The organism is Pseudomonas sp. NPDC096925 (assembly GCF_044762545.1).
Classification (GTDB): domain Bacteria; phylum Pseudomonadota; class Gammaproteobacteria; order Pseudomonadales; family Pseudomonadaceae; genus Aquipseudomonas.
This window is the reverse complement of the sequence record NZ_JBIWEM010000003.1, coordinates 683,655-702,314: the sequence shown is the minus strand read 5'-3', so window position 1 is coordinate 702,314 and position 18,660 is coordinate 683,655. Positions and strand designations below refer to the sequence as shown.

Genomic DNA, 18,660 nt, shown 5'->3' with positions numbered 1-18,660 from the left:
GCGTAGCGTTTTGCTCCCATCCCTTGAATCCATGGCGCGTTGACCGCCAGAAGGACCTCGGCCGCGCACAACAAGAAGGCGCAGACCATGAGCACCCCTTTGGATACCAATACCCTCAAAGCCCGCCAGCAAGCCGCGTGGGCCAGTGGCGACTACGCGGTAATCGGCACCACCCTGCAACTGGTTGGCGAGCGCCTGGCAGAAGCCTGTGACCTGCGCTGGGACGAGCAGGTGCTGGATGTCGCCGCCGGCAACGGCAATGCCACCCTGGCCGCCGCCCGGCGCGGCTGCCGCGTTACCTCCACCGACTATGTGCCCGAACTGCTCAAGCGCGGTGAAGAACGTGCGCGGGCCGAGCATTTCAACGTGGTGTTCCAGACCGCCGATGCCGAAGCGCTGCCGTTTGCCGATGGCACCTTCGATGCTGTGCTTTCCACCTTCGGCGTGATGTTCGCCCCCGACCAGGCTCGGGCCGCGCACGAATTGAGCCGGGTGTGCCGGCGCGGTGGCCGGATCGGCCTGGCCAACTGGACCCCGCAAGGGTTCGTCGGGCAGATGTTCAAGACCCTCGGGCGGCACGTGCCGCCGCCAGCCGGGGCCTTGCCACCTTCGCGCTGGGGCGACGAGGAACAACTACGTGTGCTGTTCGAGGGGGCGCTTGGCGAATTGCAGGTCAGTCGCCAGTACTTCAACTTCCGCTATCGTTCGGCGGCGCATTTCATCGAGGTGTTCCGCACCTGGTACGGGCCGGTGCACAAGGCGTTTGCCTTGCTGGAGCCGGAGGCGGCCGGGGCGTTGGAGCGGGATCTGACCCAGTTGCTGAATGAAAGCAACGTGGGGGGCTCTGCGTCATTGGTGGTGCCGAGTGAATACCTTGAGGTGGTGATCATTCGGGGTTAGCAGGCGCTCCTTCGAAGGCCTCTGCCGGTGGTGGCGCTGCACGGACATTGAAGAGTTTGCAGATGAAGTACCAGCAGATGGCGACGGTCAGGTTGTAAGGGAGCAGCACGGCCCAGAACGGCAGTTGCCAGTTCTTCTTGCCTTGCATTTCGCCGGGTTCGCCGGTTCGCCAGGGGACGTAGTGGCGCCAGGCTTCTGCCGGGGTCAGGCAGATCGCGTGCAGTGGCTTGTGCCACCAGTTGGGTTCGCCAGGTGGGGGAAGATTGTCCGGGCCGTGGTCCATGAAGTGGCGGAGGTATTCCCAGACTTCTGCGACGTATTGGATGTCGGACTCGGTGGGTTCGTTGCTGTCGACCCAGAGGCAATCCTTTTGGTGCAGGCTGCCGTCCTCACGACGAGGGGCGAAGGCGAGGGCGTAAGTGGTACTGAAGGATGAACCGCCGAATTCAGTGCGTTTGAATACGCCCCCTTCAACATTTCCCCAATCAAAAGATATGAGCTTTTTGTTGCGTTGATATAATATTCTTTTGGTTTCGCGGTTGAAGTGGATCTCTGATAAGGTTTTTATGAAAAAAATTCTGTAAGCTAGAAAGGGTGTAAATATAAGTGGTGCGACTATGTATTGCATGAGTGAGTGCGGGTCTGCTAGTACCATGGTTCTGTATTCGGCCTCTGTGATTCCGGAGTAGCAATAAAGTGCTAATCCTAAAGTCATGGCGACATATAATTTTCCCATGAATACGGAATCCGATACCCAAGGGTTTCTTAAGGATAGTGAAAGCTTATTTAGGCTCGAAAGTTGGCTGGAGATGTGGGCGGCGCAGTGAGTCGGCATATGTGGTTTGAAGATCCAGGCGATAGCCATGATTACTTCTCCAGTGTAAAGGTGCTATAAGAGATTGCTTGCTCATCTAAACCTAGATTAGGTTGGTATGTGATCTGCAGCGTGACGTGGTTGTGGGATTGGATTTCATTTTTAAAGTTGAGAATTAGTCCTCCTTTGATCGCATAGCAGTCAGGTATGGCTGGGAGCATTGCTATGTTATCGCTCGCAGTTTTGCTGCTCAGGCTAGCCTGCCATTCGCTTCGCCCTAGAAGGAAACCGCGCAAGAGAACTGTGAACTCAGTGAAGGAAGCGTTGCCTAAGACTTCGTTGTGTGTGATAGCAGTCCAGTTTGGAATAGCCCATGTACCAGTTTCAGTCCATTTACTATCCAGTTGTCCTAAGTCAAATTGACTTGTCTCTTTGTGTGAAAGTAGGCAGGGTGAATAAAATGTCGCGTACCAGGCGTTGATTTCGGACTGTATGCTAGCGAACGATGGAAGTTTCTTGTCAAAATCCAGTGTCAGGCCAGGACGACTCTCGCCGTCATTGAGGCGCGTGCCGAAAACGCTTCGACTGGTCCACAGTTCTATGGGGTTGTGAACACGCTCATTGGCCTTCGCGTGAAGATATAAACCTCCAGCTATCATGGCGGCGCCTGAAAGAGCAATTGCTGCTGCGGTCCATCCGGCAAAAGGAATAAATGTTGTGGCGCCTGCAATAGCTAGTCCGCCCTCCAATACTAAAGCTGAACCTATCGCGACTGCGCTGCCGCCGTAGGATGCGTGCGCTACAGGCAGGGCCGGAGGTGGCGCTGCTGACGGAGGCCTCGGTCATGGCCGCTTCCTTTTGACTGAATATACCGGGGCTTCCTCAAAAGCTTCTGGGGGCGGTGGGGCTGCTCGGACATTGAACAGGCGGCAGATGCCGTACCAGCAGATGGCAAGCGTGATGTTGTAGGGGAAGAGCACGGCCCAGAACGGCAGTTGCCAGTTCTTCTTGCCTTGCATTTCGCCGGGTTCGCCGGTTCGCCAGGGGACGTAGTGGCGCCAGGCTTCTGCCGGGGTCAGGCAGATCGCGTGCAGTGGCTTGTGCCACCAGTTGGGTTCGCCAGGTGGGGGAAGTTTGTCCGGGCCGTGGTCCATGAAGTGGCGGAGGTATTCCCAGACTTCGGCGACGTGCTTGACGCCGGGTTCGGTGGGTTCGTTGCTGTCGACCCACAGGCAGTCTTTCTGGTGGAGGCTACCGTCCTCTCGGCGAGGGGCGAAGGCGAGGGCATAGCTCGTGCTGAAGGAAGAACCACCGAATTCTCTACGTTTGAACAAGCCGCCTCTGATGTTGTACCAGTCAAAGGTAAACACCTTTCCTATTCGGTTGTAATAGATCTTTTTTGTTAGCCTGTTCAGGTGGATGTCTGAGAGATTTCTTATGAAAAATATTCTGTAGGCTAAAAAGGGTGTGAAAATAAACGGCAAAATAATCTGCATGGCAAGAAATGCGTAGGCGCCATCAAGTTCATAATTTGTCGAGTCATCTAGAAGGGGTGGATAGGCAAAAAAAGCTGTGGCTATACACATTGCGGTGTACATCTTACCCATGAATACAGAGTCAGTAACCCATGGGTTCCGCAAGCGCAGAAGGGAACTCGTTGTTCCAACCAGTTGTCCTGAGATTTTTGGATCTATGTCGGTTTTTGTTTTGGGGTTGAATAGCCATATGGTTGCCATAGGATTATCTCTCAATAAAAAAGTCGGCGCTGGAGTTGGTAGAGGCTGTAGGGGTTATCGACATGCTCGGGTTCGGCGGTCCCGAGCCAGGCGTCATGGTCGTGGCTGGCCTGCAAGGCCTGGTTGCGCAACGCGATGATCCGTCGTTCCAGTTCATCGCGCTCGGTGAGGAAGTGCCGGTACTTGGCGAGGTCGAGACTCTGTGCCAGGCGGGCGCCGTTGGGTGAGTAGTCTTCATGGGTGAGGGCCTGAAAACGTGACTCGGACGGCGACAGGGCGGGGCCGCGGCGCTCGGTGCCAAGCCGGAATTCGGCCAGTTCCGGTGAAGGGGCATCCGCCGGGTACAGGCTTTCCAGCGTCTTGTTCAGCAGCATGGCCACCAGGTTGCGGTGGTGGAAATCGTGGCTTTGCACGCTCAGCTGTTCGGCATCCAGTTTGTAGCACGCCGGTACGCGCTCCTGCTCGGGCCCTTGTGCCGGCTTCATGTGCTCCAGCTGTTCGGCGGGCATCAGGTCGCGCAGTTGATACTGATAGGCCGACACTGTCAGGCTCAGGTCCAGGGCCATGCCTTCGGCATCGGTGAGCGCTACCACTACCGGTACTTTCGGCTGGGTGTAGGGGTAGTGCCGGCCGATGGCAACGAGGTTGCCGATGGGCAAGGTTTCGGTGATCGGGTCGCTGCTCCAGGTCAGGGGCATGCGCCGCTCGGTGGGCTTGAAGTCTTCGACCCAGGTTTGCAGGGCACTGACCGGCAAGACATGGCGTTGGGTTGAGGGTGCCTGGTTGCCGACTATCAGTTCGGCCATGTCCAGCTGGCGCATGTGCCGTTGGCGCAAGGCGGCTGAACTGGTGATGCGGGCGGTCATGGCGTTGGTCCACAGGTGCGGGCTGTAGCCGATCCACACTTCCCTGGCGGTATCGGGGCAGGTATCGGCCCACACCCAGCCCAGGGTACGGCTGGACAGGTAGCGATCACGCCGGTGGTAGTCGTCCAGCCCGCGGTAGCGCAGTTCCTTGTAAAGGCCCGCGCCGACGTACTCGTGAATGACCAGTTTCTGGCCCAGGGCGCCTTGCATGAACACGTAGACATAGCCCGGGCGCAGCGCGCGCAGGGTGTAGGCAGAGTGTTGCAGTGGCCCGAAGCCTTGTTCGAGGTTGAAGCCTGCATCGGCATAGCGGCAGGCAGGCATATCGCCGGTGCGTGGCACGATGGCATAGCGCACCGGCAGGATGGGGATGCGTGCGCTACAGGCTGGGCCGGAGGTGGCGCTGCTGACGGAGGCGTCGTTCATGTACGCTTCCTTTTGACTGAATGTGCCGGGGCTTCCTCAAACGCTTCTGCGGGCGGTGGGGCTGCTCGAACATTGAACAGCCGGCAGATGCCGTACCAGCAGATGGCAAGCGTGATGTTGTAGGGGAAGAGCACGGCCCAGAACGGCAGTTGCCAGTTCTTCTTGCCTTGCATTTCGCCGGGTTCGCCGGTTCGCCAAGGGACGTAGTGGCGCCAGGCTTCTGCCGGGGTCAGGCAGATCGCGTGCAGTGGCTTGTGCCACCAGTTGGGTTCGCCAGGTGGGGGAAGTTTGTCCGGGCCGTGGTCCATGAAGTGGCGGAGGTATTCCCAGACTTCGGCGACGTGTTTGACGCCGGGTTCGGTGGGTTCGTTACTGTCGACCCAAAGGCAGTCTTTCTGGTGAAGGCTGCCGTCCTCTCGGCGAGGGGCGAAGGCGAGGGCATAGCTGGTGCTGAAGGATGAGCCGCCGTATTCGGTGCGTTTGAAAATTCCACCTCCCGTATTGCTCCATTCAAAAATTAATACCTTACTCAAGCGCTGGTAGTAGATTCTTTGGGTTGAACGGTTGAGGCAGAAACTTGATAAGCCTTTTATAAAGTAAATTCGATAGATCAGAAAAGGGGTGAATATGAAAGGTGCTGTTAAAAACAATAACAGCAATATGGTGTCTTCGGTATATAGGTCTGGGATGCTTGGGAGGAGGTAGGGGTAAAAACCAATCAGTAGTATGATCGTCATTGCACAGTATAATTTCCCCATAAATACGGAATCTGTTACCCATGGATTTCGCAGGCATAAGGTGTTTTTTGATACTTTTACCAGCTGCCCGCCAATGGCAGGTTCATGCCCGGACCCTGACGTTGAATTGAATATCCAGATGGTTGCCATGATCAGCGCTCAAGACGGAAAGTTGACAGGATCTCATTGTCCTCATCCAACCCTTGATTGACGTTGTAGGCTAGATGCAGTGAGACATGATTTTGGGTGCCTAACGTGTTCTCGAAATGAAGAACTAAGCCAGCACCTGCAATGTGGCCGGTCGGGACGATTGGAAAAACGTCCATTCCTTGGTCGTTACGGAGGGCGCTCAAGCTTCCTGACCATTCACTTACTCCAAGTACGAAGCCAGGCAGCAGCACTGTGAACTCAACGGTTGGTTGAGGTGTGGCTACTTCGTTGCGAGTGATTGCTGTCCAGCTTGGCGGAGACCAGTGATTGTTATGATGCCATCTGGTGTCGACTTTAGTTATACCGAGTGATTGGGCCTGCTCGGCGGATAATAGTTTCGGTCCGTAATGCTCACTATGCCAAGCTTTGATTTCTGCTTGTAGCGAGGTGAAAGCAGGAAGTTTATTTTCATAGTTCAAGGTGATCTCAGGGCGCGCCTCCCCATCGTTGTTGCGATTACCGAAGACGCTACGTGCTGCCCAAAACTCAATTGGGCTGTGAAGTCGCTCATGTGCCTTGGCATGGAGGTAGAGACCTCCTGCAATGATTGCTGTTCCTACGAGAACAAGGGCAGCTGCGGCCCATCCGGCGAAGGGCACAACCGATGTAGCACCCGCAACAGCAAGTCCGGCTTCAAGGACGACAGCAGAGCCAATAGCCATGGTTAATCCGCCAGCAATTGTGTATTTACTGGCAGTAGAGTCACCGTTATTGAACTGGCGAAACCCCTTGGATCCATCAGAGAACAGACTAAATACTATTGCAGGATATCCTGCTAATCGCGCAAACAAGTTACTGCTTAAGAATTTTATAATCCCATTTCCAAAGGCCATCCCAGGGGCGGTTGAACTTAGCCTGAGCATCACTGCTTTCTGCGTTGCCCGCACGCTGACTAATGTCGCCGATGCAGCACCAATCACCCCGAAAATCGATGAAGCGAACCCCATGGTGTATTCCGGTGCATCGCTCTGCTGCAGGCTGTGGTAGGCGGTCTTGAGCGAAATCACGTTGAACCACAGCATTCCCGCATTCAATCCACCGCCGCCGCCCGCCGTGAGTAACCCGAGAAAGTTGGGTTTAGCTCGCGCGGTGGTGGTCAGTTCGATTGACACCGTCCGGCTTCCCGAGATGCGTAGCTCTTTCATCTCTTCAACTTGCGCCATGCCGTTCTTCAGGTACTTCTCCACCTCCTGACTGAAAGGATTGTCCCGAATGGCCTGCCCGGTGATCTGGTAACGCGCTGCCAGCAGTCCCAGCGCTTTCTCGGCATTGGCCTCGCTCGCCGCCAACAACACTTGCTGACGCAGGCCATGACTGGCATCCCAGCGGGTCTGCCCACGCAGGCGCTTGAGCACCGCGGTGGTGACCGACTGGGCGGTAAGGTCGGTGATGTCGGCCATGGCCGGAAAGCGACCCGCCAACCCTTCGATCACGTTGTCGCTGGCGCCGAACAGGCTGCCGATCGAATCCGCCTTGTCCTTGAACGGGTTGAATGGCGCCAGGGCGGTGTACAGCGGGCTGTCGTGCTGGTCCAGCCACTGTTCGAGACGTTTGAGTCGCGGGTCCAGTTCTTCAGTGCCGGGCGCTGGCTGGCCCATCGACTGAATCAGCAGCGCCAAGGATATTTCCAGGCCGCGGGCGGAAGTGATTTCGTCGCGGTCGTAGCAGGCCAGGGCCGCAGCCAGGCTGTAGGGGTTATCGACATGCTCGGGTTCGGCGGTCCCGAGCCAGGCGTCATGGTCGTGGCTGGCCTGCAAGGCCTGGTTGCGCAACGCGATGATCCGGCGTTCCAGTTCATCACGCTCGGTGAGGAAGCGCCGGTACTTGGCGAGGTCGAGACGCTGTGCCAGGCGGGCGCCGTTGGGTGAGTAGTCTTCATGGGTGAGGGCCTGAAAACGTGACTCGGACGGCGACAGGGCGGGGCCGCGGCGCTTGGTGCCAAGCCGGAACTCGGCCAGCTCCGGTGAAGGGGCATCCGCCGGGTACAGGCTTTCCAGCGTCTTGTTCAGCAGCATGGCCACCAGGTTGCGGTGGTGGAAATCGCGGCTTTGCACGCTCAGTTGCTCGGCATCCAGCCGGTAGCACGCCGGTACGCGTTCCTGTTCGGGCCCTTGTGCCGGTTTCATGTGCTCCAGTTGTTCGGCGGGCATCAGGTCGCGCAGTTGATGCTGGTAGGCCGACACCGTCAGGCTCAGGTCCAGGGCCATGCCTTCGGCATCGGTGAGCGCCACCACTACCGGTACTTTCGGCTGGGTGTAGGGGTAGTGCCGGCCGATGGCAACGAGGTTGCCGATGGGCAAGGTTTCGGTGATCGGGTCGCTGCTCCAGGTCAGGGGCATGCGCCGCTCGGTGGGCTTGAAGTCTTCGACCCAGGTTTGCAGGGCACTGACCGGCAAGACATGGCGTTGGGTTGAGGGTACCTGGTTGCCGGCTATCAGTTCGGCCATGTCCAGCTGGCGCATGTGCCGTTGGCGCAAGGCGGCTGAACTGGTGATGCGGGCGGTCATGGCGTTGGTCCACAGGTGCGGGCTGTAGCCGATCCACACTTCCCTGGCGGTATCGGGGCAGGTATCGGCCCACACCCAGCCCAGGGTGCGGCTGGACAGGTAGCGATCACGCCGGTGGTAGTCGTCCAGCCCGCGGTAGCGCAGTTCCTTGTAAAGGCCCGCGCCGACGTACTCGTGAATGGCCAGCTTCTGGCCCAGGGCGCCTTGCATGAACACGTAGACATAGCCCGGGCGCAGCGCGCGCAGGGTGTAGGCAGAGTGTTGTAGTGGCCCGAAGCCTTGTTCGAGGTTGAAGCCTGCATCGGCATAGCGGCAGGCGGGCATATCGCCGGTGCGTGGCACGATGGCATAGCGCACCGGCAGGATGGGGATGCGTGCGCTACAGGCAGGGCCGGAGGTGGCGCTGCTGATGGAGGCGTCAGTCATGGGAGCTCCTTGCTCAGTGTCAAACTTTCTTGCTCACGAAATAAAAAATGGCCTGCTTTATTGCTGGTCAGCCTGTTGTTATCTATTTCATGGGGATGTATTGAAGCGTTATTGACGTATATCCCGCGTGTGTGCCGTACCCTGGTTTTCTTGATGGGCTGTATGTTGTAGGAAAGTTCTTGTTTTGGGTTGCCACGGATAGGGCGTATCAAGTTTCAATGGCAAGACAATGCCTCGACTGCCGTTTTGAGTCGAGGTCGAAAGTGTAAGAGTATATTTGGGTGAGTCGGATGTTGCTCAAGTGCTCCTCATGAAGGAGAAGCAGTGCGGATATATTTGTAAGAAAGGTCTTACTTTATAATTTGTCTATAAATATTTAGTTCTTGCACTTGGCCATCACCACCTGGCAAGTCTTCGGTGTGCCCCCTGACCGGCTTGCATAACGCACGCAGTTGTTCAGCGATTTCTGCCGGGCAATGCTCAGGGTATTGCCCCACGCGAGGCCGCCTTCGCCGGTGGTGGGGACCGCCTTGGCGAAGCAGTTGGAGCCTGTTGCGGGAGTTGCGTAGCGGGCCTTGCTGGTCTTGCTGGAGCAGCCGGCGGTGAGTGCCAGGCTGAAGGCGAGCAGGGTGGTCAGCGCCCAAGGTGTGTATGGGCGATTCGGTTTGTTGCTCATATGCTCTCCTTACTGAGGGGCGGGACGCTGTGATCGCAAGCAAGGTGCTGTCCACACTGTGGGAGCGGGTTTGTCGAGGCGGCGCACCGCCGCGAACACCGGCAAAGTCGGTGCCATTCACTGCGCAGGATATTGCATTCAAGCGAAGCGGTGAACGCTTGCATTGCACCAGATGCAGCGCAAGGCCTTGCACCACAGCAAGGCCTTGCGCCTTGGGGCAGGGGATCAGAACCGGTAGCTGAAGCTGGCTTCCAGCGTGCGCGGTGCACCCGGTGTGATCAGGTCCACCGAACCGTGCGCGGAGGCATAGTAGTCGCGGTCGAACACGTTCTTCAGGCGCAGCGCGGCGTCCCATTGCGGCACGCTGTACAGCAGCGCGGTGTCGAAGGTGGTGTAGCCCGGCATCACCACCACATTGTCGAGTGCGGTGTAGCGCTCGTCGACGTAGTTGGCGCCGGCAGCCACGCGCCATTCCGGGGTCAAGGTACGCACCAGCCAGACGTTGGCGCTGTTACGCGGTGTCAGGGTAGGGGTCTGGCCTTTGTTAGCCACGCCGTTGGTCTTGCTGTTGGACTTGGTGATCTCGGCATCCAGATAGGCATAGCCAGCGTAGATCTGCCACTTGTCGGTGAGCTGCCCGCTGACGGTGGCTTCGAAACCGTCGGTGCGTTGTTCGCCGGCCAGCACGGTCAGGTTGGGGTTGGCCGGGTCGGCCGTCTTCATGTTGGTGCGCTCGAGGCGGAATACCGCTGCGGTCACCGACAGGCGGCTGTCGAGCAGGTCCCACTTGGCGCCGAGTTCGTAGTTGGTGGTTTCTTCCGGCTCCAGGTGCTGGTTGGTCGGGCTGACCGCGAACACCTCGCCCGAAGGCTGGTAGCTGCGGCTGACCGAGACATAGTAGGACTGGATGTTATCCGGCTGGTAGACCAGGCCGGCACGTGGGCTCCAGGTCTTGTCGGTACGGTCGAGGTCGACGTTCTGCGCGCGGTCGTCGTCGTACTCCTGGCCAAAGATGTCATAACGCACACCGACCAAGGCCTTCCAGTGCTCATTCAGTTCGATCATGTCCTGCACATACAGGCCGGTGGTCTGCTGGAAGTTGGTGCCCTTGGACGACAGGTTGGCGCCGTGCTCCGGCACCGGCACCAGGGCGTCGCGGAACACCGGCACCTGGGCAACGTTGTTCTGGCTCAGCACCCGCTGGTGCTTGTCCTGGAAGCCTACTTCCACGCCATACAGCAAGTTGTGCTGCATTCCGGCAAGCTGCGCCTGTTGCTTGAGTTCGGTCTGGTTGAACACACCGTACTCGTCTCGGGCCACGTTGCCACGGTTGAGCTTGACCAGCAGTTCGCCGTTGGGCGCGGTGACGAAGCGCGTCGGGCTGCTGTCGGCCAGGGTGTTGTTGCGGTCCAGGTCGTAGCGGTAATACCGGCTGGTGTTGGTCAGGGTGAAGTCGTCATTGATGCGGTAGTCCAGGCTTGCGGTCAGCGAGAACACTTCGCTGCGGGCGTAGTCCTGATCGGCATCGCCGGAGCCGAAGCGCTTGTCGCGATCCACATCCACCGGGCGGTTGCCCAGCGCCGGGATGCCGAAGTCGATCAGGCGCTTGTCGTACAGGTAGGTGGCGCCCAGGTTCAGTTCCAGGTCGTCGGAGAGGCGGAAGTAGGCCGACGGCGCGATGGCCTTGCGGTCGATGTAGCCATCGTCGCGGAAGGTGTCGCTGTCTTCGAAGGCACCGGTCACGCGGTAGGCCTGGTTGCTTTGCGGGTCTGCCCAGCCGGTGTCGAACTGGGTGCGGCGCTTGCCTTCGCTGTCGAAGCTCATGCCGACCTCGCGCTTGGGCGTGAAGCTCGGTTTCTTGCTGATGCTGTTGATCAGGCCGCCCGAAGAGCCACGGCCATAGAGCACGGCGGCAGGGCCCTTGATCACCTCGACCCGCTCGATGTTGGACAGGTCACGGAAGTACAGGGCGTCGTCGCGCACGCCGTCGATGTACATGTCGCCAATGGCGCTGAAGCCGCGAATGGTCACCTGGTCGCGCTGGCCGTCGCCGTTGGACAGACCGATGCCGGGCACATTCTTCAGCACGTCCTCCATGGACTGCGCACCCTGGTCCTTGATTACGCTTTCGGGCACGACGTTGACGGTTTGCGGGATGTCGCGCAGCGGGGCGTCGATCTTCATGGCGCTGCGACTTTCGCTGGCCTTGTAGCTTTGCTGCTCGTAGGCGCTGGTGACGGCAGTGGCGGGCAAGGCGAGGGAACCCTGCGATTCAGGTTGGACAGCCGCGTGAACAGCAGGCACAACCAGCAGACCCAGCATGGAAATGGATGCTGGGGCAACGGACTTTTTTGCCATTACAAATGACTCTTTGTTGTATTTGAGGTAACGAATAGTAATGATTTGTAAATGTAAAGCAAGTGTAAAGAATTCGCATTTGCTGTTGCAAGGTGGCGGCCCGGCAATGTGGCAGCCAAGGGCTATGCTTGTTGGCGCGTGAACATTTCACGCACCGATCCGGTCTTGATTACATGGAAGCAGGCCTATGAATCCAATTCGCTCTCTCGCTCGTGCTGTTGCCCTTGCCACCCTGGCGTCTACCGCCAGCTTCATGGTGCAGGCTGCCGGTATTCCCATTGGCAGCGAGGCGCTGGAAAGCCACGTCACCACGCAGGTCACGGCCATCGACCTGGCCAGCCGCCAGGTCACGGTGAAAGGCCCCGACGACAAGAAGGATGTGACCTTCCAGCTCACGGAAAAGGCCAAGGCGCTGCCCAACCTCAAGGTGGGTGACCAGGTCGACATCTACGTGACCCGTGCGGTGGCCTATGTGCTGAATCCCGAAGTAGGCGGGGCGCCGAAGGCGACTGAAGAGTCCGGCACCATCCGCGCCACTGCGGACAACCCCAACCCGGGCGGCGAAGCGTTCCGCCAGGTCAAGGTGACCTCGCAGATCAAGAAGATCGACCTCAAGGCGCATGAGGTGAGCCTGCTGCCACCGGAGGGCAAGCTGCAGGTGGTCAAGGTCGAGAACCCTGACCTGCAGGCACGCATGAAGAACCTCAAGGTCGGCCAGACGGTCGACGCGATCTACACCGAAGTGCTGCGCGTCGAAACCTCGCGCTGACCATTCATTGGGGCAGGCTACGGGTTGCCCGCGTATGGATCCGCCGTGATGCCTTGCATGACGGCGGATGTCGTTCGAACAGCTGGATCACCCAGTCGGGCCGAGTCTTGCTGGCATCGTTGAGCCAATTGGCAACCGAGTCCTGGGCATACTTGTCGGTTTCGGCCAGGCGGGGCACCAGCAGTGGCTCGGCCGCTTCCGGCATCAGCTTGAGCGCGGCGATGTGCTCGCACCAGACGCCACGCGGGCGCAGTACCTCGATGCAGAAGCGTCGTACCAGTGGGTTGCTGTCGCCGGCATGCCGTGCGAGCAGGGCAAGGGCGCTATCCAGTTCCCGAGCCAGGTGAGGGCGCAGGGCCATCCAGGCCCATTCGCGCACGCCAAAATGTTCATCGCGGGCAAAACGCAGCTGGGCCAGCAAAGCGGACTCGAGATCGAGCGTGCGCGACAGGTGCGCCTGGGCGAAGGCCGCCCAGCTGCGCACCGTATCGGCGCTGTGTGCGCTGCACCGCTCGAACACCTGCTGGCGCAGGGGCGCAGGGGCTGGTTCCAGCCATTGCCCGAGGGTAAGCCCGATGGCCGCGATTTTCTTCGACAGGCCCAGCGAGCGTGTTGCTTCGGCACAGGTAGCCAACGGTCCGATCAGTGTGTCGGGCAGTTGGCCTGCCAATGCCCCGACCAGGGTCGTTTGATCCACTGCCAGGCACTCGGCCAGGTTGCGGGTGGGCAACTGTCCATGGTCGATCAGGGTTGTGCGTTCATCTGTCATCGAATGTGCTCCATCACATACGGTTCTGGTCTGGTTTCAGCCGGACCCCGTCGGCTTGGGCTTCTGGGGGCGTGACTGGGCAGCATCCTAGCCGACTCGGCAGGAACCGCATGCATGGTATCCATGTAGCGAATAGTGTGGGTGCACACTTTCGATTTCCATAGATAGAGAGAATTTGTCGATCATGGTCTGAACATTTGTCGAGAACGAGAATTGCCATGCCCAGCAAAACCCTGTGCCTGCTAGCGCTTCCCTTTGCCCTGGCGTTGCTTGCCGGTGCCGTGCTGCCATTCCAGGCTGCGGGTAATGCCGCCGTCGGCCGGGCGCTGGGGCATTGGTTGTGGGGCGCGTTCACGTCGTTGACGGTAAGTTCGCTGGTGGTGATCGCTGCACTGCTGATCCTCAGGGTGCCGGCGCCGGACATGGGCAAGGCCTTGCAGGGGCCTTGGTGGTTGTGGGTAGGCGGTGTGCTGGGGGCGCTGTACGTGGCCGGTGCCGCTGCGCTTACCCCTAAGCTGGGTGCGGCGGGGTTCCTGGTGCTGGTGGTGGCGGGGCAGATCATCACGGCGGTGGTCGCCGACCACTTCGGGGTGATGGGACTAGGGGGCAAACCGCTCAACCTGGCCAGGCTGGCGGGCGTGGTGCTGATCCTGTGTGGCGTGCTGCTGGTGCAAGGCAGCTGGGCGGCGGGCACGCCGGCCAGTGCCGCGGCCGTGGTGAGACAGCCGGAGGGTTGATCAACGTGTCGGCTGGCTGCAGGCCCATACGGTTTCACGCAGCCAGCGATGCCCGGGGTCGCTGTCCTTGCGGCTGTGCCAGGCCTGCTGGTAGTCGAACGAAGGGATCGCCAGCGGCGGCTCGAACTGGCGCAATGCAGGGTGCTGGTGTAGGGAACCTACGGCGCGGCTGGCCACGGTCAGGATCAGGTCAGTGCCAGCCAGCACCTCGACCGCCGCGCTCCAGTGCGGCAAGGCCAGGGCAATCCGCCGGCGCAGGCCTTGGGCGGCCAGGGCGCGCTCGATTTCGTCAAAGGCATCCGGGCGCATGGCCATCAGCACATGCGGGCGGGCCACCCAGTCGGCCAGGGCCAGGCCACCGCTGGCCGGCAGGACCTGGCGATCGGCAACGCTGATGAAGTTGTCGGCGAACAGTGCTTGGGCGGTGATGGCCTGGGGCAGTTCGGGGAAGATGCCCAGGGCCAGGTCCAGTTCACCGTCGAGCAGCTGGGCCAGCATGGTTTCGCGGCTGGCCTGGCTGATGGCCAGGTCCACCCCGGGCGCGACCTGGCGCAGGTGGCGCAGCAGGGGTGGCAGGATGATCCGTGAGGAGTAGTCGGACAGCGAGAGCCTGAAGCGACGTTGGGACTTCGCCGGTTCGAACTGTGGGGCGGCCAGCAGGCCGTTGAGGTTGCCCAGGGCGTCCTGCAGCGGCTTGGCCAGCGATTGGGCGCGGGCGGTCAAGGCCATGCGGCCGTTCTGGCGCACCAGCAAGGGGTCGTCGAAGTGCTTGCGCAGCTGCGCCAGGGCGTGGCTTACCGCGGGTTGGCTGCGGTGCAGGCGCAGGGCGGCGCGGGTCACGTGCTTTTCGCTCAGCAGCGCGTGCAGGGCGAGCAGCAGGTTGAGGTCGATCTTGCGTAGTTCATCCATGGTACGAATGGTCTTGGTCATCTCTGACGGTTTCGATCAGCTTAACAAATAACCGAGGCTGACGCGGTTCGGCGCGCGCAGAGGGTCCTGCTGACCTTGGCTGAATTGCCGTCGGTGATGGGGTACATGGCGTGCAGGTGGGCGACCGGGTCGCCTATGCAATGGGCCCGGTTGGCGGTTACGCCAGCGGCCGCCTGTACCCAGCTGAGCGCCTGGTCAAGCTACCGCCGCAGCTGGATGAGCAGGCCGCCGCCGCCGTGCTGGCGGCGGTCGCCGAGGGTATCATCCAGCCTCGGGTCTGGCGTCGCTACCCGCTGGCCGAAGCGGCCAGGGTCCACGGGGACCTGGAGCAAGGGTTGTCGGAGGGCGCGCTGGTCCTTACTGCCTGACTCCTGACCCTACTGCCTTGTGCCGAGCCTTGCCATGGATGCCTTCGACAGCCGCCGCACCACCCCACGGTGCTGTCCAAGCGCCTGAGAGCACTGGAGGCGCGCCTGGGCATTCGCCTGGTGGAGCGCAGTACGCGGCAGCTGCGCTTTACCGATGAAGGCGAGCGGCTGGTGGCCAGGTGCGCGAGGCCAACCGGCTGATCGCCGAGGCGGAACAGGAAGCGGCCGAAGGGGCGGCGACGGTACGTGGGCGCCTGCGCCTGGCGGAGTGTCAAGGTTGCCGGCAGCTTGCGCAGTAATGACAACGAAGCCCTGCTGGAGGCGACGCGCCGTGGCGTGGGTATTCTGGCCGGAGGAGACTGGCTGATGGGCGAAGACCTCGCCGCCGGGCGCTTGGTGCGGGTGCTGCCGCAATGGCAGCTGAATGTGGCGGCAGGCATCTACCTGGTACGGCCGACCGCGCGCCTCAACACCGCCGCCCTGGGGGCCTTCAAGGCGTGGCTGGAAGCACGCTTCGAGGCCGGTGCGCCCTGGCGGCTTTGACACAAGGCCGCTCTCTGGGAACAGCACATAATTCATTGATTTGGCACGCCCTCTGTGGGAGCGGGCATGTCGAGGCGTCGAACCGCCGCGAACACCGGCGGAGCCGGTGCCATACACCGCGTTGTGGCATTCGCGGGCACGCCCGCTCCCACAGCGCATCCCAAAGGGCTGGGCGACCTCCTGCAGCGCGTTATCGCCTTGCTACCGCATGCTGCACGCACTGCTCGTAATAGGTCTGCTTGATCGCTGCAGGTTTGAGCCGCGAGCGGCTGTTATAGGTCTGCTCGGTAATACCGAAGGCGGTCATGCGCATCCACGGTTTGGGAAATTTGCGCACCTGCAGCTTCTTGCGCGTGGCATACAAGGTTACCCCGGAAAGCTTGGCCTGCTGGGCCTCGGCGGCTATCTGCGCGCCCCAGCCGCAGGTGTGGCGATCGTTCTGGCTCAACGCCCGTGCCTGGGCGCCGAAAGCGAGCGTGGCCAGCAGGCAGCCGGCCATCGTTGCTAGAAGTACTCGCATGTTGCTGTCCTAAGCATCTGAAGGAAAACGAAGTTTGCCTTCGCTTGAAGACGCTGGGGGCCAGCAATTTGCCGTCAGGTTGTGGCCATGGGCAACGGGCTGGAGACGGGTGTGCGCAGGCTGGTCCAGGCCAGGCTGGCGACCCAGATCACCGATACACCGTAGTTCAGGCGCTGGTACAGGCCGAACAACTGGCCGTTTTGTGCGGCGTGGCCCATGAGCGCGACGGTGATGATCGCCAGTACCACGCAGGTCAGGGAAAACAGCGCCAGTGCCCTGGACCCGGCAATGCGATTGCCCAGCCAGGCCCACAGGGCACTGGCCAGGGTAAGCGAGAAGAACATCAGCAGGCCGGACAGGTTGTGCAGTTGTTGTGACCGGGAAGGCTGTGCCGGTGCGCAACCTTGGTCGCAGGGAAACCAGCCGGTGCCCAGGCTGCCCAGGCCATGCAGCAGCACCAACGCCGCACTCAGCAACGCCAGCTTCGAGCCACGCCAACGTCGTGCCAGGCCCCAGGCAAACAGCGCAAACAGTATGGCGAGGGGGAAGTTATTGACCAGCGGCGACCAATTCTGGGTCGGCGAACCGACGGCGCCGAGCTGGCTCATGGCCTGTTGCAGGTGGTTGTAGCCGGGGTAGGCTTGGGCGGTGAACCATACGCCTGCCAGCAGCCAAAGTGGGATCAGCAGGCCGCTGGAGAGCAACAGGCGTTCGAGGGGTTTCATGCTGTGGTTTCCTTCCATGGATGAGCGTGAAACCGCACAGTACAGGCTTGCGCCTGCGTGGGGCCAGTATTTCCAGTGTTTTTTCAGTGCTGGGGAGTCGTCTGCGGACACCTACAAATACCGCATTGCGTATCGCCCCGGCGACGTCGGTACAGCCAAAAGAAAGCCTCGCCATGCGCGGGGCTTTGCTGTTTCAGGCAATCAGTCAGATCGCGCCGTCACGCAGTGCCTCGGGCAACAGCGCCTGCGGGTAGTTCTGGTAGCACGCCGGGCGCAGGAAGCGGTCGATGGCCAGGGTGCCGACCGACGTGCCGCGTGCATCCGAGGTGGCCGGGTAAGGTCCAGCGTGCACCATCGCATCACACACCTCGACACCGGTCGGGCAGACTTGCTGCGATCAGTCATCGTATCTCTTGGTGGGGTAGGAAAAAACGATCGCGGAGACAGGCACAAGCCCGCCGCCCGTTTCCACGGGAAGTGTTCTGGGACCAGCAGAGGGTGACCGGGGAAAACGGGGGCGGCCTTGCGCCGCCCCGCGATCAAAGCAGAGGAAACTGAAGCTCAGGCAGCATGCTGGCGCTTGATCTGCGCCTTGCGTACCTGGGCGCGGCAAGCGTCGCCGAAAGCCTGGAAGATCTTGACCGAATCCGGGTTCTTCGCCGCTTGCCACTCCGGGTGCCACTGCACGGCGAACAGGAACGGCGAAATGCTCGGGGCATGGATCGCCTCGACCAGGCCGTCTTCGGCATGGGCGATGGCCTCGATGCCGGCGCCGAGCTTGTGCAGGCCCTGGCCATGCAGCGAGTTGACGCGAATCTCGTCGGTACCCAGGGTGTCACGCAACCAGCTGTCCGGCTTGATCTTCACGCCGTGCACCTGGGCGTATTGCACCTCGACCGGGTCTTCCGGGTTTTCCCGGTGGTCGTTGAAGCCAGGCTCGGCGTACACCTTCTGGTAGATGTCGCCACCCAGGGCCACGTTGATTTCCTGCATGCCACGGCAGATGCCGAAGATTGGCAGGCCACGCTTGATCGCCGCCTTGACCAGCGGGATGTCGAACAGGTCGCGGTTCTTGTCCTGGCCTTTGCCGGGGGTCTCGTTCTCCTGGCCGTACAGGGCCGGGTCGATGTTGCTGCCGGCGCCGGTCAGGTACACGCCGTCGGCCATGTCCAGATAGGTCTCGAGGTCCTCGATGCCGCAGCAGGTGGGCACCAGCACCGGGACGCAATCGGAAAACTCGACCAGCGGGGTGATGTATTTGTGGGTCATGACCTGGTAGTCATGGCCTTTGCGCTCTTGGCTGCCCATGGTCATCAGGACGACGGGTTTGCGCAGGGAGGGTTGCTTGTTGCCAATGTTGCTGTTGGACATATGTCACCTTGGGACAGGTTCGGCCTGTCGTTGTTGTGCAGGTGCACGGCGCGGGGCCCTGGGTGCAACCTGTAGCCCCGAGCACTGCCGGCTCGTCGGAGGCGACGATTCCGGTCGGGGCTTGTAGATAGCTTGCCAGAGCCGTTCGATATGTCAAACGACCGGGGAGGGCTTTGGGGTGGGGAATGCGCCGGTTTTGGGGGGCTGAAACTGATGCGGGCCTGCTGCGGCGTGGGTTTGGCGGGGGTTGTGGTCAATAATATTTAACGATG

General features: G+C 60.6%; 18 protein-coding genes and 2 pseudogenes. 6 read left to right on the top strand and 14 right to left on the bottom strand.

What is annotated here, in order from left to right:
• Positions 1-87 precede the first annotated feature (87 nt).
• Complete coding sequence (locus ACIQYU_RS13590) at positions 88-900, top strand: class I SAM-dependent methyltransferase (protein WP_402800322.1); 813 nt, start codon at positions 88-90, stop codon at positions 898-900.
• Here the strand turns inward: ACIQYU_RS13590 and ACIQYU_RS13585 are convergent.
• The 8 genes and pseudogenes from ACIQYU_RS13585 to ACIQYU_RS13550 form a co-directional block, all read right to left on the bottom strand.
• Positions 887-1,765: a DUF6708 domain-containing protein gene (locus ACIQYU_RS13585; RefSeq protein WP_402800319.1), complete on the bottom strand. Its 879-nt coding sequence runs from the start codon at positions 1,763-1,765 to the stop codon at positions 887-889. The two genes, ACIQYU_RS13590 and ACIQYU_RS13585, sit on opposite strands and share 14 nt — an antisense overlap.
• Positions 1,766-1,767: 2 nt before the next feature.
• Entirely contained in the window at positions 1,768-2,463 is a 696-nt protein-coding gene (locus tag ACIQYU_RS13580; RefSeq protein WP_233693515.1) for a hypothetical protein, read from the bottom strand.
• 93 nt (positions 2,464-2,556) lie between these two features.
• Positions 2,557-3,450, bottom strand: a complete 894-nt coding sequence (locus tag ACIQYU_RS13575) for a DUF6708 domain-containing protein (RefSeq protein ID WP_233693514.1) — start codon at positions 3,448-3,450, stop codon at positions 2,557-2,559.
• Between the two features lie 41 nt (positions 3,451-3,491).
• A pseudogene (locus ACIQYU_RS13570) lies at positions 3,492-4,742 on the bottom strand (T6SS effector BTH_I2691 family protein); the annotation flags it as partial.
• Positions 4,739-5,629 (bottom strand): hypothetical protein, encoded by an 891-nt coding sequence (locus tag ACIQYU_RS13565; RefSeq protein ID WP_402800314.1) that lies wholly within the window; start codon positions 5,627-5,629, stop codon positions 4,739-4,741. The pseudogene ACIQYU_RS13570 and the gene ACIQYU_RS13565, both read right to left, overlap by 4 nt.
• 2 nt (positions 5,630-5,631) lie before the next feature.
• Complete coding sequence (locus ACIQYU_RS13560; protein WP_402800311.1) at positions 5,632-8,622, bottom strand: T6SS effector BTH_I2691 family protein; 2,991 nt, start codon at positions 8,620-8,622, stop codon at positions 5,632-5,634.
• A gap of 376 nt (positions 8,623-8,998) precedes the next feature.
• A complete protein-coding gene (locus tag ACIQYU_RS13555) occupies positions 8,999-9,298 on the bottom strand; it encodes a hypothetical protein (protein ID WP_063914982.1) in 300 nt (99 codons plus the stop codon).
• A 225-nt stretch (positions 9,299-9,523) separates the two neighbouring features.
• On the bottom strand, positions 9,524-11,656 hold the full coding sequence (locus tag ACIQYU_RS13550; protein ID WP_402800307.1) for a TonB-dependent receptor: 2,133 nt from the start codon (positions 11,654-11,656) through the stop codon (positions 9,524-9,526).
• Between the two features lie 187 nt (positions 11,657-11,843).
• Between ACIQYU_RS13550 and ACIQYU_RS13545 the strand changes: the two genes are divergently transcribed.
• Positions 11,844-12,425: a hypothetical protein gene (locus ACIQYU_RS13545; protein ID WP_207837773.1), complete on the top strand. Its 582-nt coding sequence runs from the start codon at positions 11,844-11,846 to the stop codon at positions 12,423-12,425.
• A gap of 4 nt (positions 12,426-12,429) precedes the next feature.
• On the opposite strand, the gene ACIQYU_RS13540 is transcribed toward ACIQYU_RS13545, so the two are convergent.
• A complete protein-coding gene (locus tag ACIQYU_RS13540) occupies positions 12,430-13,194 on the bottom strand; it encodes a hypothetical protein (protein WP_207837771.1) in 765 nt (254 codons plus the stop codon).
• A 218-nt stretch (positions 13,195-13,412) separates the two neighbouring features.
• Here ACIQYU_RS13540 and ACIQYU_RS13535 point away from each other — a divergent pair, with 218 nt between their 5' ends.
• Positions 13,413-13,931, top strand: coding sequence for a DMT family transporter (locus tag ACIQYU_RS13535; protein WP_233688272.1), 519 nt, complete (start codon positions 13,413-13,415; stop codon positions 13,929-13,931).
• Here ACIQYU_RS13535 and ACIQYU_RS13530 read toward each other — a convergent pair whose 3' ends face one another.
• Complete coding sequence (locus ACIQYU_RS13530) at positions 13,932-14,840, bottom strand: LysR family transcriptional regulator (protein WP_207837832.1); 909 nt, start codon at positions 14,838-14,840, stop codon at positions 13,932-13,934.
• A gap of 131 nt (positions 14,841-14,971) precedes the next feature.
• Here ACIQYU_RS13530 and ACIQYU_RS13525 point away from each other — a divergent pair, with 131 nt between their 5' ends.
• The 3 genes from ACIQYU_RS13525 to ACIQYU_RS13515 all read left to right on the top strand — a co-directional run bounded on the left by ACIQYU_RS13525 (position 14,972) and on the right by ACIQYU_RS13515 (position 15,772).
• A complete protein-coding gene (locus tag ACIQYU_RS13525; RefSeq protein WP_402800301.1) occupies positions 14,972-15,229 on the top strand; it encodes a zinc-binding dehydrogenase in 258 nt (85 codons plus the stop codon).
• A 69-nt stretch (positions 15,230-15,298) separates the two neighbouring features.
• Positions 15,299-15,430 carry a LysR family transcriptional regulator gene (locus ACIQYU_RS13520; RefSeq protein WP_325175958.1) on the top strand — a complete coding sequence of 44 codons (132 nt, stop codon included), beginning with the start codon at positions 15,299-15,301 and terminating at the stop codon, positions 15,428-15,430.
• 45 nt (positions 15,431-15,475) lie between these two features.
• Positions 15,476-15,772, top strand: a complete 297-nt coding sequence (locus ACIQYU_RS13515; RefSeq protein ID WP_325175959.1) for a LysR substrate-binding domain-containing protein — start codon at positions 15,476-15,478, stop codon at positions 15,770-15,772.
• Between the two features lie 190 nt (positions 15,773-15,962).
• Here the strand turns inward: ACIQYU_RS13515 and ACIQYU_RS13510 are convergent, their stop codons facing one another.
• The 4 genes and pseudogenes from ACIQYU_RS13510 to ACIQYU_RS13495 form a co-directional block, all read right to left on the bottom strand.
• Positions 15,963-16,292, bottom strand: coding sequence for a hypothetical protein (locus tag ACIQYU_RS13510; RefSeq protein WP_063914989.1), 330 nt, complete (start codon positions 16,290-16,292; stop codon positions 15,963-15,965).
• A 74-nt stretch (positions 16,293-16,366) separates the two neighbouring features.
• On the bottom strand, positions 16,367-17,017 hold the full coding sequence (locus ACIQYU_RS13505; RefSeq protein ID WP_233688273.1) for a DUF998 domain-containing protein: 651 nt from the start codon (positions 17,015-17,017) through the stop codon (positions 16,367-16,369).
• 205 nt (positions 17,018-17,222) lie between these two features.
• A pseudogene (locus ACIQYU_RS13500) lies at positions 17,223-17,399 on the bottom strand (aldehyde dehydrogenase (NADP(+))); the annotation flags it as partial.
• Between the two features lie 179 nt (positions 17,400-17,578).
• On the bottom strand, positions 17,579-18,388 hold the full coding sequence (locus tag ACIQYU_RS13495; RefSeq protein WP_207837762.1) for a gamma-glutamyl-gamma-aminobutyrate hydrolase family protein: 810 nt from the start codon (positions 18,386-18,388) through the stop codon (positions 17,579-17,581).
• Positions 18,389-18,660: the final 272 nt, after the last annotated feature.